Genomic DNA, 14,886 nt, shown 5'->3' with positions numbered 1-14,886 from the left:
AGTTCTGCTCCGTGCCCTCTCAGTCCAGCAGGGCCACGATGGCGGTCGGGGCGTCCTCGTGCCGCGCGGCGAGCTCCTCGAACTCCACCACGTTGTCCAGCTCGGTGCCCATGGCGATGTTGGTCACGCGCTCGAGGATGGCCTCGACCACCACGGGGACCTTGTACTCGGCCATGAGGGCGCGGGCCTTCTCGAAGGCCGGGCCGAGGTCCTCCGGGTGCTCGACCCGGATGGCCTTGCAGCCCAGGCCCTCGGCCACCTTGACGTGGTCCACACCGTAGCCGGCAGCGGTGCCCTCGCCCTCGGAGTTGATGTTCTCGAACGCGAGGGAGACGTGGTAGTCCATCTCGAAGCCGCGCTGGGACTGGCGGATGAGGCCGAGGTAGGAGTTGTTCACCACCACATGGATGTAGGGCAGCTGGAACTGCGCGCCGACGGCGAGCTCCTCGATCATGAACTGGAAGTCGTAGTCGCCCGAGAGGGCCACCACGGTCTCGCCCGGCTTGCCCCGGACCACGCCGAGGGCCGCGGGGCCGGTCCAGCCGAGCGGGCCGGCCTGGCCGGCGTTGATCCACTTGCGGGCGCCGAACACGTGCAGCATCTGGGCGCCGGCGATCTGGGACAGGCCGATCGTGGTCACGTAGGTCGTGTCCGGCCCGAAGGCCCTGTTCATCTCCTCGTAGACCCGGAACGGCTTCATCGGCACGTTGTCGTAGTGGGTCTTGCGCTGCATGCGGCCGCGCTTGTCCTGCGCCGAGGCGGCCCAGGCGCTGTAGTCCGGCAGCGAGCCGGCGGCCTTGCGCTCGCGGGCCACCTCGAGGATCTCCTCGAGGAAGGCGCCGGCGTCGGAGACGATGCCGAAGTCGGGGGAGAACACGCGCCCGATCTGGGTGGGCTCGATGTCCACGTGCACGAACGTGCGGCCTGACGTGTACTTCTCGACCGAGCCGGTGTGGCGGTTGGCCCAGCGGTTGCCGATGCCGATCACGAAGTCGGACTCGAGGAAGGTCGCGTTGCCGTACTTGTGCGAGGTCTGCAGGCCCACCATGCCGGCCATGAGGCGGTGGTCGTCCGGGATGGCGCCCCAGCCCATGAGGGTGGGCACCACGGGGACGTTGAGCGTCTCGGCGAGCTCGACGAGCGCCGGGGCGGCGTCGGCGTTGATGATGCCGCCGCCGGCCACGATGAGCGGCTTCTGGGCGGCAGTGAGCATGTCGAGGGCCTTCTCGGCCTGCTTGCGGCTCGCGCGGGGCTTCTGCACGGGGAGCGGCTCGTAGGCGTCGATGTCGAACTCGATCTGGGCCATCTGCACGTCGAACGGCAGGTCCAGGAGCACGGGGCCGGGGCGACCGGTGCGCATGAGCTGGAAGGCCTTCTGCACGGCACCGGGGACCTGGCCGGGCTCGAGGACGGTCATGGCCATCTTCGTCAGGGGCTTGGCGATGGACTCGATGTCCACGGCCTGGAAGTCCTCCTTGTGCAGCTTGGCCACGGGCGCCTGGCCCGTGAAGCACAGCATCGGGATGGAGTCCGCCTGCGCGGCGTAGAGGCCGGTGATCATGTCCGTGCCCGCCGGGCCCGAGGTGCCGAGGCACACGCCGATGTTGCCGGCCTTGGCGCGGGAGTAGCCGTCGGCCATGTGCGAGGCGCCCTCGACGTGGCGGGCCAGGGTGTGGCGGATGCCGCCGTGGGCCCTCATGGCCGAGTAGAGGGGGTTGATCGCGGCGCCGGGCAGGCCGAAGGCCTCGGTGGCGCCCTCCTTCTCGAGGATGGCCACGATCGCGTCGACAGTGCGCATCTTTGCCATGTCGGAAGCTCCTTGGTGGTGAAGTGGGGTGGAAGAGGCGGGAATGGGGCCGGCCCCGAGGTTGCGCGCCCGGGGCCGGCTGTCTGTGGGGTACGCGCCGCTGGTGCGGGGCGCACGACGGCGAGTGGTCGCCGTCGGCGGTCAGCTCTTGCCGGAAAGTTCGGCAGTGAGCTTGAACAGGCCCGAGTGGTCGAGGCCGCCGTCGCCGCGGGCCACGAGGGCCGAGACGAGCTGGGCGACCGCCGCGCCGAGCGGCACCACGACGCCGGCCTCGCGGGCCGCGGAGGTGACGATGCCGAGGTCCTTGTTGTGCAGGGCCAGGCGGAATCCGGGGTCGAAGTTGCGGTCCAGCATCTTCTGCCCCTTCTGGTCCAGGACCTTCGAGCCGGCCAGGCCGCCGCCCAGGACCTTCAGCGCGGCGTCGGTGTCCACGCCGTAGGCCTCGAGGAACACGATGGCCTCGGAGAGTGCCTGGATGTTCACGGCGACGATGAGCTGGTTCGCGGCCTTGACGGTCTGGCCGGAGCCGGAGGGGCCGACGTGGACGATGGTCTTGCCGACAGCCTCGAGGATCGGCAGTGCGGCGTCGAAGTCCGCCTTCTCGCCGCCGACCATGATGGACAGGACGCCGTCGATCGCACCCTGTTCGCCGCCGGAGACGGGGGCGTCGAGGGGGCGGATGCCTGCCTCGCGGGCCGCGGCGGCGAGGCGGGCGGAGACGTCGGGGCGGATCGAGGAGGCATCGATCCAGAGCGCGCCCTGCGGAGCGTTCGCGAAGACGCCGTCGGGGCCGCTGACGACGCCCTCGACGTCGGGGGAGTCCGGGACCATCGTGATGATGACCTCGGCGTCCTTGACGGCCTCCGCGATGCTCTTGGCACCGGTGCCGCCCTCGGCGGCGAGCTTGTTGACCTTGTCCTCGCTGCGGTTGTAGCCGGTGACGGCGTGGCCGGCCTTGACGAGGTTGACGGCCATGGGGAGGCCCATGATGCCCAGGCCGATGACTGCGACGTTGCTCATGCTGTTCTCCTTGAAGTCTGGTGGGTGGGGCGACCGGTCAGGCGACGGGGCGGATGGCCCACTTGAAGGCCTCGGCCTGGGGCGCCTTGTACTCGAGCCCGATGTAGCCGGCGTAGCCGAGCTCGCGCGAGCGGCTGATCCACTCGCCGAGCGGGAGGGCGCCCGTGCCGGGGGCGCCGCGGCCGGGGTTGTCGGCGATCTGGATGTGGCCGAAGTCCTTGGCGTGCTCCTCGATGACGGCGGCGACGTCGTCGCCGTTGACCGCCAGGTGGTAGAAGTCGGCGAGGAGCTTGACGTTCTCGACGCCGGCGTCCTGGGTCCTGGCGATCACGGCGAGGGCGTCCGCGGCGGTCTTGAGCGGGTAGGCCGGGGTGCCGGAGACGGGCTCGAGGAGGACCGTGCCGCCGACCTTCGCGACGCCCTCGGCAGCGGCGACCAGGTTCTCCAGGCCGAGCTCGTCCTGCTCCTGGTCAGTGGCGCCGTCGAGGCGGTTGCCGTAGAGCGCGTTGAAGGCCTTGGTGCCGGTGCGCTCGGCGATGCCGGCCACCACGTCGATGTTGTCCTTGAACTCGCCCGAGCGGCCGGTCCACGAGACGAGGCCGCGGTCTCCGGCCGGCATGTCGCCGGCGAAGAAGTTCAGCCCGGAGAGTGCCACGCCCGCGTTGTCGAGTGCGGCGACGAACGCGTCGACGTCCTTGTCCGCGGGGACGGCCTCGCTGAACGGCCACCAGAACTCCACGGCGTCGAAGCCGGCGGCCTTCGCGGCGGCAGGGCGCTCGAGCAGGGGCAGTTCGGTCAGCAGGATGGAGCAGTTCACCGTGTAGGTCATCGTCGGGTCCCTCTCGATCGATCCACCCAATTTCAGATGGTGGAAATAAATTCTCTCTGAATGAAAGTGTAGGCGCGGGTGTGACCGCGGTCAACTCTTTTGGATACCAAATGGGGATGAGTCTTCGGTCTCTGGTTAACAGAGGCCGCCTCAGGGAAAGATGGGGGCATGGCCACGTACAGAGCAATGGAGCACGCGTCGAGCAAGGATCCGCATGATTGGGGCCGCGCCATGGCGGTCGCCCTCAAGCGGCTGCTCGAGGCAGCGCAGACGGACCGGGACTACCTCGAGCATCAGCACCTGATCGGGCAGGACATCGTGATGCGCATCGAGGCGGAGGAGGGCGGCGCCTGCGTGCACCTGAGCTGGCGGCCGCAGAACCAGGAGGATGCGCCCCCGGACGACGACGAGCGCGCGCCCATCCTCGACGACGGGGCCTCCGAGGTCGTCGAGGGCTCGGGCCGGGGCGGCTGAGCCGCCCACCTCTCCCAGCCCACCTCCCCGCCCGTTTCGGGTACGCATCTCGTCCGGTTTTCCCCGTTTCGGGTACGAGGCGGATACACGACGCCGCTCCTCGCCCCCCCCGTTCCCTCGGCTCACCGAGGGCGCGCCTTGCGGCAGCTGTACCCGGAACGCCGAAAGGGCGACGAGATGCGTACCCGGAAGGCCGAAAGGGCGACGAGATGCGTACCCGAAACGGGGAGTGGGGGAGGGGTGACGCATCACCGGGCCCCCGGATGCTCGAAGCGTCCGGGGGCCCGGGAGTGGGTACGACGGCACCGGCCGACTCAGTGCCAGGCCGACCAGCGCCGTCGCGCGGGAGGGGCCCGCCCCGGCGGGCCAGCGCACGGGAGGCGAGGAGCCGCCGTCGTGCGCGGAGGACGCGTCAGGTGAGCTTCACCTGGCGGTTGACGTCCTTGTAGAGGAGGTAGCGGAACTCGCCCGGGCCGCCCGCGTAGCAGGCCTGGGGGCAGAAGGCGCGCAGCCACATGAAGTCGCCGGCCTCGACCTCGACCCAGTCGTTGTTGAGCAGGTACATGGCCTTGCCCGACAGGACGTAGAGGCCGTGCTCCATCACGTGGGTCTCGGGGAACGGGATGACCCCGCCCGGCTGGAACGTCACGATGTTCACGTGCATGTCGTGCGCGAGGTCGTCCGGGTCGACGAAGCGGGTGGTCTTCCACACGCCGTCCACGTCCGGCATCTCGCGCGGGGCCACTTCGGCGTCCGAGGTCACGAAGCTCTTGGCCTCGTAGCCCTCGAGCCGCTCGTACGCCTTGCGGACCCAGTGGAACGAGACGATGTCGTCGGACACGTTCTCGAGGCCCCACGGGTCGCCGGCGGCGAGGTACGCGTAGCCGCCCTCGCCGAGCTCGTGGACCTCGCCGCCCAGGGTGAGGTTCACGGTGCCCTTGACGACGAACACCACGCCCTCGACGCCGGCCTCGAACTCGGCCTTGGGGGCACCGCCGCCGGGGCCGATCTCCACGATGAGCTGCGAGAAGGTCGTGGCGAACCCGGAGATGGGCCGGGCGATGATCCACGAGCGCGTGTTCGTGAAGCCGGGGAGGTTGCTCGTGACGATGTCCGTCAGGACGCCCTTCGGGATGACCGTGTACGCCTCGGTGACGATGGCGCGCTCTGTGGTCAGGTGCGTCTGGGGCGGCAGCCCGCCCTCGGGGTAGTAGTACTTGCCCATGTGTCCCTTCCTTGGGTCAGTTCGAGGTCGCGGCCGGGTGTGTGTCGGCCAGCCGCGGGTGTGCCAGGTGCGTGAGCTCGCGTTCGCCCAGGCCCGTCGAGGCGAGCACCTCGTCGGCGCCGACGGCGCCGCACTGGACCCCGCGGAGCACGAACGCCGCGAGCGCGCGGGCCGTGGCCGGCTCGTCGAGGACGGCGCCGGAGGTCTGCTGCACGTAGTTGCGCAGGCGGGTCGTGGCGGCGTCGAGCCCCTCGCGGTAGAACGCGTACGTGGCGATGTACCGCGTGGGCAGCTGGTGGGCGTGGAGGTCCCAGCCCTGGTAGTAGCCGCGCTCGAGGGAACGCCGGACGAGCCGCGCGTGGAGCCTCCACGCCTCGGCGCGCTGGTCGGCGTCGCCCAGCGGCAGGATGTTGGTCGAGCCGTCGGAGAGGCGGATCCCCGTGCCGGCGACGGCGAGCTGCATGACCTCCTTGGCGAAGTCCGCGGCCGGGTGCTCCATCGACTGGTAGGCCGCGGCGATCTGCAGCGACGCCGAGTAGTCGTACGTGCCGTAGTGCAGCGCCGTGATCCGCTTGTCGGCGACGTGCGGCAGCTGGGCGACCGGGTGCGAGCCGTCGGGCCCGATGATCAGCTGCGGCGTCTCGACCTGGACCTCGAAGCCGAGGCGGCCCTGCGCGAGGCCGAGGGCGGACTCGAGCCGCTCAAGGGCGAACACCATCGCCTTGACCTGGTCGACCGTCGTGACCTTCGGCAGGGTCAGGATGAGGCCGTCCGGGAGGCCCTCGGGTCCCCGCCGCTCCACCAGGCGCGCCACGAACAGCTCGAGCGTGCGCAGGCCGCGCCGGCGCGTGGGCTCCTCGAAGCACTTGAAGCGGATGCCGACGAACGGCGTCGTGCTCCCGGTGCCGCCGGCGGCCGCCGCGAGCGCGTCGGCGACGCCGTCCGCCGCCCGGAGCGCCTCGGCGTCCTCCGTCGCGTCGGCGTCGCCACCGGCCTTCGCCGCCCGTGCAGGGGCGAGGTAGCCGTCTTCGAAGTCGATCCGGAGGTCCTCGATGGGCTCGGTGTGCAGCTTGGACTCGACCCGGGGTGCGACCTGGGCCGCGAGGTCGGGGGCGAGCCCCACGCGGCGGGCGAGGGCCTCGAGGCCGCCGGCCTCGTCCGCGGCGGCGAGCGCCGCAGCCCCCCACTCCGCAGCGAGCTGCCCGGTGACGCGGTCCGCGGGCACATACACCGTGTGGACGGGCTGGCGGGTCCCGGAGTCCCCCGGGTAGCCCTCGTGGAGCAGCCGGTCGGTCTCGGCGAGGCTGGCGTCGATGCGGGCGAGGTCGGCGTCGTCCAGCACTCGGGCCGTCAGGCCCAGGTCCGCGTGGGGCTCGCTCATTAGCCCACCAGCTCGTAGGCCGGGGTGGTGAGGAAGTCCGTGTAGTCCTCGGACAGGCAGATGTCCGCGATGAGGCGGCTCGCCGGCTCGTAGAACTTCGCGAACATCTTCGGGTCCACCTCGCCGCGCAGGCGCTCGGTCTCCTCGGCGAGGATCTGCTCGACGAGCTCGCGCGTCACGGTGTTGCCCGTGTCGGCGAGGACCACCCTGTTGTGGATCTGCTGCCACACCTGGGAGCGGGAGATCTCGGCGGTGGCGGCGTCCTCCATGAGGTTGTGGATGGCCACGGCCCCGTTGCCCGAGAGCCACACCGCGGTGTAGGCCACCGCGACGTAGAGGTTGAGGTGCAGGCCGGCCTCGGTGGCCTCGCCGGCGGCGGAGGAGACGTCCAGGAGCTGGTCCGCGGTGACCGAGACCTCGGGGCGCTGGCGGTCCACCTGGTTCGGCTTGTCGCCGAGGACGGCGTCGAACACCTCGCGGCAGGTCGGCACGAGGTCCGGGTGTGCCACCCACGAGCCGTCGAAGCCGTCGGTGGCCTCGCGGGTCTTGTCCGCGCGGACCTTCTCGATCGCCGCGGCCGTGATGTCCGGCTCCTTGCGGTTCGGGATGAACGCGGCCATGCCGCCCATCGCGAAGGCGCCGCGGTGGTGGCAGGTCTTCACGAGGAGCTCGGTGTAGGCGCGCATGAACGGGGCGGTCATGACCACCGAGGCGCGGTCGGGGAGGGTGAACGTCGAGCCGGCGTCGCGGAAGTACTTGATGATGCTGAACAGGTAGTCCCAGCGGCCGGCGTTCAGGCCGGAGGCGTGGTCGCGGAGCTCGTAGAGGATCTCGTCCATCTCGAACGCGGCCGGGATGGTCTCGATCAGCACGGTGGCCCGGATGGTGCCCTGCGGGATGCCGAGGTAGTCCTGGGCGAAGACGAAGATCTCGTTCCAGAGGCGGGCCTCGAGGTGGCTCTCCATCTTGGGCAGGTAGTAGTACGGGCCGCGGCCGGAGGCGATGAGGGGCTTGGCGACGTGGAAGAAGTGCAGGCCGAAGTCCACGAGCGTGCCGACGGCCGGCTCGCCGTCGATGAGCACGTGCCGCTCCTCCATGTGCCAGCCGCGCGGGCGGGTGACCACGACGGCGAGCGGCGCGTCGGTGCGCAGGCGGTACTCCTTGCCCTCGGCCGAGGTGTAGGAGAGGGAACCGTTCGCTGCATCGCGCAGGTTGAGGACTGAGTCGACCACGTTGGCCCACAGCGGGCTCGAGGCGTCCTCCATGTCGGCGAGCCAGACCTTGGCGCCGGAGTTGAGGGCGTTGATCGCCATCTTGGCCGGGCTCGCCGGCCCGGTCATCTCGACGCGGCGGTCCTGCAGCGCCGCGGGTGCCTCGGCGACCTTCCAGTCGCCGGCGCGGATCTCTGCGGTCTCCGGCAGGAAGTCGAGCCTGCCGGTGCTCGCGGCCTCGGCGCGGCGGGCCTTGCGGGCCTCGAGCCGGGCGTTGCGCTCGGCGGCGAAGCGCCGGTGGAGCTCCTCGACGAAGGCGAGGGCCTCGTCGGTGAGGATCTCGTCGGCGCGCGCGATGGGCGCGTGGTCGGTCACAGTGATGGCCATGCCATCCTCCTTCTTCTCCCGGTCCCCGGGGTCTCTCCCTGGGCCTGGTGTCTCTGCTGCTGGGGGACTACGCCTGCACGGCCGCGACGATGGCGGCGGCGACGTCCTGGGCGACGTGCGGATCGAACACGCTCGGGATGATGAAGCTCGCGTTGAGCTCCTCGTCGGAGACGCGGGCGGCGATGGCCCGGGCCGCGGCCACCAGCATGGCAGGGGTGATGTCCGAGACGCCAGCGTCGAGCAGGCCGCGGAAGATGCCCGGGAACGCGAGGACGTTGTTGATCTGGTTCGGGAAGTCGCTGCGGCCGGTGGCGACGACGGCGGCATGGTCGGCGGCGGCGATGGGGTCGGTCTCGGGGTCCGGGTTGGCCATCGCGAAGACGATCGCCTTCTCGGCCATGGTCGCGACCTCCTCGGGGCCGAAGAGGTTCGGGGCCGAGACGCCGATGAACACGTCCGAGCCCTTGAGCGCCTCGACGAGGGTGCCGGAGAAGGCCTCCGGGTTCGTGTTCTCCGCGATCCAGATGCGGTGCGCATCGGTGTGCTGCTGGCCGCGGTGGATGGCGCCCTTGCGGTCGCACGCGATGATGTTGCGCGCGCCCTGCGCCTTCAGGAGCTGGACGATCGCGTTGCCCGCGGCGCCGACGCCGGAGACGACGATGCGGACGTCCTCGATCTTCTTCTGAACGATCTTGAGGGCGTTCACGAGGGCCGCGAGCGTGACGATCGCGGTGCCGTGCTGGTCGTCGTGGAACACCGGGATGTCGAGCTCCTCGCGGAGGCGGGCCTCGATCTCGAAGCAGCGCGGCGCCGCGATGTCCTCGAGGTTCACGCCGCCGTAGACGGGGGCGATGGCCTTGACGATCCGGATGATCTCCTCGGTGTCCTTCGTGTCGAGGCAGACGGGCCACGCGTCGACATTGGCGAACTGCTTGAAGAGCGCCGCCTTGCCCTCCATGACCGGCAGGGCCGCGGCGGGGCCGATGTCGCCGAGGCCGAGCACGGCGGTGCCGTCGGTGACCACCGCGACGGTGTTGCGCTTGACGGTCAGGCGGCGGGCGTCGTCGGGGTTCTCCGCGATGGCGCGGCACACGCGGGCGACGCCGGGGGTGTAGGCACGCGAGAGGTCGTCGCGGTTGCGGAGGGGAACCTTCGGGACGACCTCGAGCTTGCCGCCGAGGTGCATGAGGAAGGTGCGGTCCGAGACCTTGCGGACGGTCACGTCCTCGAGGGCCTCGAGCGCTGCGGCGACCTGCTCCGCGTGCTGCTCCGAGGTGGTGTTGCACGTGATGTCGACGACGAGCTGGTCGTGGTGGGACTCGCTGATGTCGAGCGCTGTGACGGGCGCGCCCGCCGCCGCGACGGCTGCCGCGAGCTCGCTCGTGATGCTGATCCGGCTGGGGGCGTCGACGCGCAGGGTGATGGAGTTGCCGGGGCTGGGACTCGCCATTGAATCGTCCTTAGGATCGGGGAGGCATCGGCCTCAGTGGCTCTTTTTCCGTACTACGGATATTATTCTCTGTATCTTGGAAAAACAAGTACGGCACCCCAGCCTCGGTCACCTAGGCGCGCTGTTCCCGGTGGGGTATCGTGGGAATGCCGCAAGTTTCCGGGATGCGGATAATTTTTGCCGGAACAGTCCGGCGGCACCCAGGAGGGAACCATGGCCGAGAAGGCATCAGGCGGCGTCCAGTCGGTCGAGCGGGTCTTCGAGCTGCTCGAGCTCATCACTGATGCGGGCGGCGACGTCACCCTCAGTGAGCTGTCCTCCTCCACGGAGCTCCCGCTGCCCACGATCCACCGGCTCCTGCGCACGCTCGTCAGCCTCGGCTACGTGCGCCAGCTGCCCAACCGCCGCTATGCGCTCGGCCCGCGGCTGATCCGGCTCGGCGAGGGCGCGAACAAGCAGCTCGGGGCCTTGGCGGCACCGCAGCTGGCCATGCTCGTCGAGCGCCTCGGGGAGACCTCGAACATGGCGGTCCTCGACTCGGACATGGTCATCTACGTTGCCCAGGTCCCCTCGCCCCACGCGATGCGCATGTTCACCGAGGTCGGCCGGCGCGCCCACACCCACGACACCGGCGTCGGCAAGGCGATCCTCGCCCAGCTCGACGACGACCAGGTCCGTTCGATCGTCGCGCGCCAGGGCATGCCGACCCCGACCCCCTACAGCCTCGGCGACGTCGAGTCCCTGCTGTCGGACCTCGACAAGATCCGCGCGCGCGGGTACGCGATCGACGAGCAGGAGCAGGAGATCGGCGTCCGCTGCTTCTCCATGGCCGTCCCCAATGCCCCGACGCCCACGGCCATCTCGGTCTCGGGCCCGGTGTCCCGGGTCGACGAATCGTTCGGCGAGCGAGCCGTTCCCCTCCTGCGCGAGGCGGCCGCGAACATCTCGGCCGAGCTCAACCGAACCTGAGCCGGGCGCCCCTGGGCGCCCGAGCCGAACTGCACCCGGAGCGGGGGTGCGCCGTCCGCGGCGCACCCCCGCTCCCGCGTCTGTGCAGGAAGATCTCTTGACCCCTCCTCTGGTATCCCAGTAGAATTCCATATATCAATAAAGTTCTTCCGTGAAGTGGAAAAGTATAGGGCTGAAAACATCCGCGTCCTGCGGATCCAGCCCACGAGGAGGAGCTGCGAGCATGATCGCCGACCACGAGCCCGGAAAGGGGAGAGAGATGTCCACCAGCACGACCGTCCCGCGCCCATCTGCCACGGAGGCATCCCGCCTCGCCCAGCCGCCTGCCGAGCGCTACATCCCGAAAGTCACGCACATCGATCCGGACCTCGCGCTCCGGCCCGCCCGCGAGGGGGAGCGCCGCGGCTGGGCCGCGCGCGTGCCCTTCCTCAACTGGTTCGTGGGGCGCTGAGCCAGCCGCCACCGATCTCCCGCCGCGTCGCGCTCTACCCGTAGTGGCCCCGTTCCCCCACCGTGGGAGCGGGGCCGCTTCACGTGCCGGGCGGGACGAAAGCCTCTCGCGCGCCTCGGCCCTGGAGGATGTGATGGGCCCATGGAACGGGCCGAGCGGAGGAGAACGGGGCGCGAGGGCGCCGTCCCGTCGATCATCGTGATCGGGGTGCTGCTCTACGCCGCCAACGTCTGGCCGGGCTGGTGGTCGGTGCCCTTCGTGACCCCGGAGGGGTCCGAAGTGATCGGCGCGGTGAACGCCGCCTGGATTGCGGGTCTCGTTGCCAACGCCGTCTACCTCGTCGCCGGCACACCCGCCCTCCGCGCGGTCGGGGAGATCGTGGTGCTCATCTTTGGCATCGTGGCGACCGTCAGGGTGTGGGAGGTGTTCCCGTTCGTGTTTCCCGGGGGTCCCCCCGACTGGGCCGTCGTCGTGCGGGTCCTGCTCGTGGTCGGCATCGTGGGCGCCCTGGTGGGGATCCTCGCCCAGCTGGTCGCCTTCGTGCGCGCGCTCATGCACCTCGGCCGTCGCCCGGGCCCGGGGCGGCAGTCAGGCCCCCGGTGGCACGTCTGAGATGACGGTGGCGGCCCTCCCGTTGCGCGAGGAGGGCCGCCATGGGGCGGCCGTGTGGATCGGCCGCCGGCCCCCGCACCGTCCAACCAGGCCCCAGGGGGCGGTGCGGGGGCAGCCTGCGGGCCGGCGCTCGCCGGCCGTGCTGCGGGGAGGGGCTAGCTCTCGCCCCCCGTGGTCCCGGTGGTGCCGGCGTTCACATCGAGCAGGCGGTACCGCTCGAATGCCTGGCGGGGCGCGTCGGCGTCGACCTCGCCGCGGCGGGCGAGCATCTGCAGTGCCCGCACCACCACGGAGTGCGCGTCGATCTTGAAGAACCGTCGGGCAGCGGCGCGGGTGTCCGAGAAGCCGAAGCCGTCTGCGCCGAGCACGGCGTAGTCTCCCGGGACGAACTGGCGGATCTGGTCCGGGACGGACTTGTTGTAGTCCGTGACGGCCACCACCGGGCCGGAGGCGCCCGCGAGCTGGCGGGTCACGAACGGCAGGGGCGCCTCGAGCTCGGGGTGCAGGAACGCCTGCTCCTCGGCGGCGAGGCCGTCGCGGCGCAGCTCGCTCCAGCTCGTCACGCTCCACACGTCGGCGGCCACGCCCCACTCGTCGGCGAGGATCCGTTGGGCCTCGAGCGCCCACGGCACGGAGACGCCCGAGGCGAGCAGCTGGGTCCGGGCCGCGTTGGCGCCGAGGCCGGACGCGGCGTCGGACGCCAGGCGGTACATGCCCTTCAGCAGCGCGTCGACGTCGAGGCCCGCGGGCTCGGCCGGCTGGACGATCGGCTCGTTGTAGACGGTGAGGTAGTACATGACGTTCGGGTCGGGGTGCTTGCCGCCGTACATGCGCTCGAGCCCGGCGCGCACGATGTGCCCGATCTCGTACCCGTAGGCGGGGTCGTAGGTGACGACGGCGGGGTTGGTCGCCGCGAGCAGGGGGGAGTGCCCGTCGGCGTGCTGGAGGCCCTCGCCCGTGAGCGTGGTCCGGCCCGCGGTGGCGCCGATGATGAACCCGCGCGTCATCTGGTCCGCCGCGGCCCAGAAGGCGTCGCCGGTGCGCTGGAAGCCGAACATCGAGTAGAAGACGTAGACCGGCACGAGCGGCTCGCCGTGGGTCGCGTAGGCGGTGCCGGCTGCCGTGAAGGCCGCGACGGCGCCGGCCTCGTTGATGCCCGGGTGGATGAGCTGCCCGGCCGGCGACTCCTTGTAGGCCAGGACGAGGTCGCGGTCCACCGAGAGGTAGTTCTGGCCCTTGGGGTTGTAGATCTTCGCCGTGGGGAAGAACGCGTCCATGCCGAACGTCCGGCTCTCATCGGGAACGATCGGCACGATCCGCTGGCCGAAGTCCGCATCCCGCATGATGTCCTTGAGCAGGCGCACGAAGGACATCGTGGTGGCGGCCTGCTGCTTGCCCGAGCCGCGCTTGGCGATCGCGTACGCCTTCTCGGCCGGAAGGGCGACGGCGCGGTGCTCCTTGCGGCGTTCGGGTACCGGACCGCCCAGCTCGGCACGGCGGGCGAGGAGGTAGCGGATCTCCGGGGCGTCGAAGCCCGGGTGGTAGTACGGGGGCTCGTAGGGGTTGGCCTCGAGCTGCTCGTCCGTGATCGGGATGCGCAGGTGGTCGCGGAAGTCCTTGAGGTCGCCCAGCGTCATCTTCTTCATCTGGTGGGTCGCGTTGCGGCCCTCGAAGTGCGGGCCCAGGCCGTAGCCCTTGACCGTCTTCGCCAGGATGACCGTGGGCTTGCCCTTGAACTCGGTGGCCGCCTTGTAGGCCGCGTAGACCTTGTGGTAGTCGTGGCCGCCGCGCTTGAGGTTCCAGATCTGCTCGTCCGTGTAGTCGGCGACGAGCTCCTTGGTCTGGGGGGTCTTGCCGAAGAAGTGGTCCCGGACGAAGGCCCCGTTCTCGGCCTTGAAGGTCTGGTAGTCGCCGTCCGGGGTCTCGTTCATGAGCTTCACCAGGTTGCCCTCGGTGTCCTTCGTCAGGAGGGAGTCCCACTCCCGGCCCCAGACCACCTTGATGACGTTCCAGCCCGCGCCCCGGAAGAACGCCTCGAGCTCCTGGATGATCTTGCCATTGCCGCGCACCGGCCCGTCGAGGCGCTGGAGGTTGCAGTTGACCACGAACGTGAGGTTGTCCAGGTTCTCGTTCGCCGCGAGCTGGAGCAGGCCGCGGGACTCCGGCTCGTCCATCTCCCCGTCGCCGAGGAACGCCCAGACGTGCTGGTCCGAGGTGTCCTTGATCCCGCGGTTGTGGAGGTAGCGGTTGGTCTGCGCCTGGTAGATCGCGTTCATCGGGCCGATGCCCATGGAGACCGTGGGGAACTCCCAGAACTCCGGCATCATGCGCGGGTGCGGATAGGAGGAGAGCGCGTGGCACTCCTTCGACTTCTCCTGGCGGAACCCGTCGAGGTCCTCCTCGGTGAGGCGGCCCTCCATGAACGCGCGGGCGTACATGCCCGGGGAGGCGTGGCCCTGGAAGAAGACCTGGTCGCCGCCGCCGGGGTGGTCCTTGCCGCGGAAGAAGTGGTTGAAGCCCACCTCGTAGAGCGTGGCCGCACCGGCGTAGGTGGAGATGTGGCCGCCGACGCCGATGCCGGGGCGCTGGGCCCGGTGGACCATGATCGCGGCGTTCCAGCGCATGTATGCGCGGTAGCGGCGCTCCACCTCTTCGTCGCCCGGGTACTCGGGCTCCTGGTCGGAGGGAATCGAGTTGATGTAGTCCGTGGTGTGGACCATCGGGACGCCGACGCTCTGCGCGCCCGCCCGCTGCAGGATGTTCTTGACCATGAACTGGGCCCGTTCGGTGCCCCGCTCTGCCACGAGCGAGTCGAAGGACTCGATCCACTCGGCGGTCTCCTCCGGGTCGCGGTCCACGGCGGCCCCGGCGCCGCCGAGGAACTGCTGGATAGGCTCTGACGTGAGCACGGCCAACCTCCTTCTGCGCGCGTTTGGTGCCGCGCGTCGAGCGTCGGCAGGGAGGTCCCCGCCGCTCCTCCGCCGCTGTCTTATTTCATATGGCGGAAGAGAAATACTGTAATGTGAAACTAGCGTGGCGTGTGGACGTGATGCGCGTCAAGTCGGTGACG

General features: G+C 70.2%; 11 protein-coding genes and 1 pseudogene. 4 read left to right on the top strand and 8 right to left on the bottom strand.

The window, feature by feature from the left end:
- Positions 1 to 19 precede the first annotated feature (19 nt).
- From gcl to SA2016_RS16550, 3 genes and pseudogenes are all read right to left on the bottom strand, one after another.
- Positions 20 to 1,807 carry a glyoxylate carboligase gene (gene gcl / locus SA2016_RS16560; protein WP_066500202.1) on the bottom strand — a complete coding sequence of 596 codons (1,788 nt, stop codon included), beginning with the start codon at positions 1,805 to 1,807 and terminating at the stop codon, positions 20 to 22.
- A gap of 141 nt (positions 1,808 to 1,948) precedes the next feature.
- Positions 1,949 to 2,830: pseudogene (locus tag SA2016_RS16555) on the bottom strand (2-hydroxy-3-oxopropionate reductase); the annotation flags it as partial.
- 34 nt (positions 2,831 to 2,864) lie between these two features.
- Entirely contained in the window at positions 2,865 to 3,656 is a 792-nt protein-coding gene (locus tag SA2016_RS16550) for a hydroxypyruvate isomerase family protein (protein ID WP_066500199.1), read from the bottom strand.
- Positions 3,657 to 3,824: 168 nt separating this feature from the next.
- On the opposite strand from SA2016_RS16550, the gene SA2016_RS16545 reads away from it, so the two are divergent.
- Entirely contained in the window at positions 3,825 to 4,130 is a 306-nt protein-coding gene (locus SA2016_RS16545; protein WP_141305656.1) for a Cof-type HAD-IIB family hydrolase, read from the top strand.
- Positions 4,131 to 4,542: 412 nt separating this feature from the next.
- Here the strand turns inward: SA2016_RS16545 and SA2016_RS16540 are convergent, their stop codons facing one another.
- The 4 genes from SA2016_RS16540 to SA2016_RS16525 all read right to left on the bottom strand — a co-directional run bounded on the left by SA2016_RS16540 (position 4,543) and on the right by SA2016_RS16525 (position 9,784).
- Entirely contained in the window at positions 4,543 to 5,355 is an 813-nt protein-coding gene (locus tag SA2016_RS16540) for a bifunctional allantoicase/(S)-ureidoglycine aminohydrolase (protein ID WP_066500194.1), read from the bottom strand.
- 16 nt (positions 5,356 to 5,371) lie between these two features.
- Positions 5,372 to 6,736: a DUF6986 family protein gene (locus SA2016_RS16535; RefSeq protein WP_066500192.1), complete on the bottom strand. Its 1,365-nt coding sequence runs from the start codon at positions 6,734 to 6,736 to the stop codon at positions 5,372 to 5,374.
- A complete protein-coding gene (gene aceB / locus SA2016_RS16530; RefSeq protein ID WP_066500189.1) occupies positions 6,736 to 8,334 on the bottom strand; it encodes a malate synthase A in 1,599 nt (532 codons plus the stop codon). The genes SA2016_RS16535 and aceB overlap by 1 nt, the downstream gene beginning before the upstream one ends.
- A gap of 67 nt (positions 8,335 to 8,401) precedes the next feature.
- Complete coding sequence (locus SA2016_RS16525; RefSeq protein ID WP_066500188.1) at positions 8,402 to 9,784, bottom strand: NAD-dependent malic enzyme; 1,383 nt, start codon at positions 9,782 to 9,784, stop codon at positions 8,402 to 8,404.
- A 213-nt stretch (positions 9,785 to 9,997) separates the two neighbouring features.
- Between SA2016_RS16525 and SA2016_RS16520 the strand changes: the two genes are divergently transcribed.
- From SA2016_RS16520 to SA2016_RS16510, 3 genes are all read left to right on the top strand, one after another.
- The gene (locus SA2016_RS16520; RefSeq protein WP_066500186.1) at positions 9,998 to 10,753 is read left to right on the top strand and encodes an IclR family transcriptional regulator; all 756 of its coding nucleotides are present in this window, start codon (positions 9,998 to 10,000) and stop codon (positions 10,751 to 10,753) included.
- A gap of 259 nt (positions 10,754 to 11,012) precedes the next feature.
- Positions 11,013 to 11,204: a hypothetical protein gene (locus SA2016_RS16515; RefSeq protein WP_141305657.1), complete on the top strand. Its 192-nt coding sequence runs from the start codon at positions 11,013 to 11,015 to the stop codon at positions 11,202 to 11,204.
- A gap of 141 nt (positions 11,205 to 11,345) precedes the next feature.
- Entirely contained in the window at positions 11,346 to 11,816 is a 471-nt protein-coding gene (locus SA2016_RS16510) for a hypothetical protein (RefSeq protein WP_066500181.1), read from the top strand.
- Positions 11,817 to 11,971: 155 nt separating this feature from the next.
- On the opposite strand, the gene aceE is transcribed toward SA2016_RS16510, so the two are convergent.
- Positions 11,972 to 14,725, bottom strand: a complete 2,754-nt coding sequence (gene aceE, locus SA2016_RS16505; RefSeq protein ID WP_066500177.1) for a pyruvate dehydrogenase (acetyl-transferring), homodimeric type — start codon at positions 14,723 to 14,725, stop codon at positions 11,972 to 11,974.
- Between the last annotated feature and the right edge of the window lie 161 nt (positions 14,726 to 14,886).

Source organism: Sinomonas atrocyanea (genome assembly GCF_001577305.1).
Classification (GTDB): domain Bacteria; phylum Actinomycetota; class Actinomycetes; order Actinomycetales; family Micrococcaceae; genus Sinomonas; species Sinomonas atrocyanea.
The sequence above is the reverse complement of the archived record's forward strand: the minus strand, read 5'-3'. Positions and strand labels throughout refer to the sequence as shown.

What these genes read in the sequence shown, in the direction of transcription:
- SA2016_RS16545 (WP_141305656.1), top strand. Translation starts at nt 3,825, where the DNA reads ATGGCCACGTACAGAGCAATGGAGCACGCGTCGAGCAAGGATCCGCAT.
- SA2016_RS16540 (WP_066500194.1), bottom strand. Translation starts at nt 5,355, where the DNA reads ATGGGCAAGTACTACTACCCCGAGGGCGGGCTGCCGCCCCAGACGCAC.
- SA2016_RS16520 (WP_066500186.1), top strand. Translation starts at nt 9,998, where the DNA reads ATGGCCGAGAAGGCATCAGGCGGCGTCCAGTCGGTCGAGCGGGTCTTC.
- SA2016_RS16550 (WP_066500199.1), bottom strand. Translation starts at nt 3,656, where the DNA reads ATGACCTACACGGTGAACTGCTCCATCCTGCTGACCGAACTGCCCCTG.
- SA2016_RS16515 (WP_141305657.1), top strand. Translation starts at nt 11,013, where the DNA reads ATGTCCACCAGCACGACCGTCCCGCGCCCATCTGCCACGGAGGCATCC.
- aceB (WP_066500189.1), bottom strand. Translation starts at nt 8,334, where the DNA reads ATGGCCATCACTGTGACCGACCACGCGCCCATCGCGCGCGCCGACGAG.
- SA2016_RS16535 (WP_066500192.1), bottom strand. Translation starts at nt 6,736, where the DNA reads ATGAGCGAGCCCCACGCGGACCTGGGCCTGACGGCCCGAGTGCTGGAC.
- SA2016_RS16510 (WP_066500181.1), top strand. Translation starts at nt 11,346, where the DNA reads ATGGAACGGGCCGAGCGGAGGAGAACGGGGCGCGAGGGCGCCGTCCCG.
- SA2016_RS16525 (WP_066500188.1), bottom strand. Translation starts at nt 9,784, where the DNA reads ATGGCGAGTCCCAGCCCCGGCAACTCCATCACCCTGCGCGTCGACGCC.
- gcl (WP_066500202.1), bottom strand. Translation starts at nt 1,807, where the DNA reads ATGGCAAAGATGCGCACTGTCGACGCGATCGTGGCCATCCTCGAGAAG.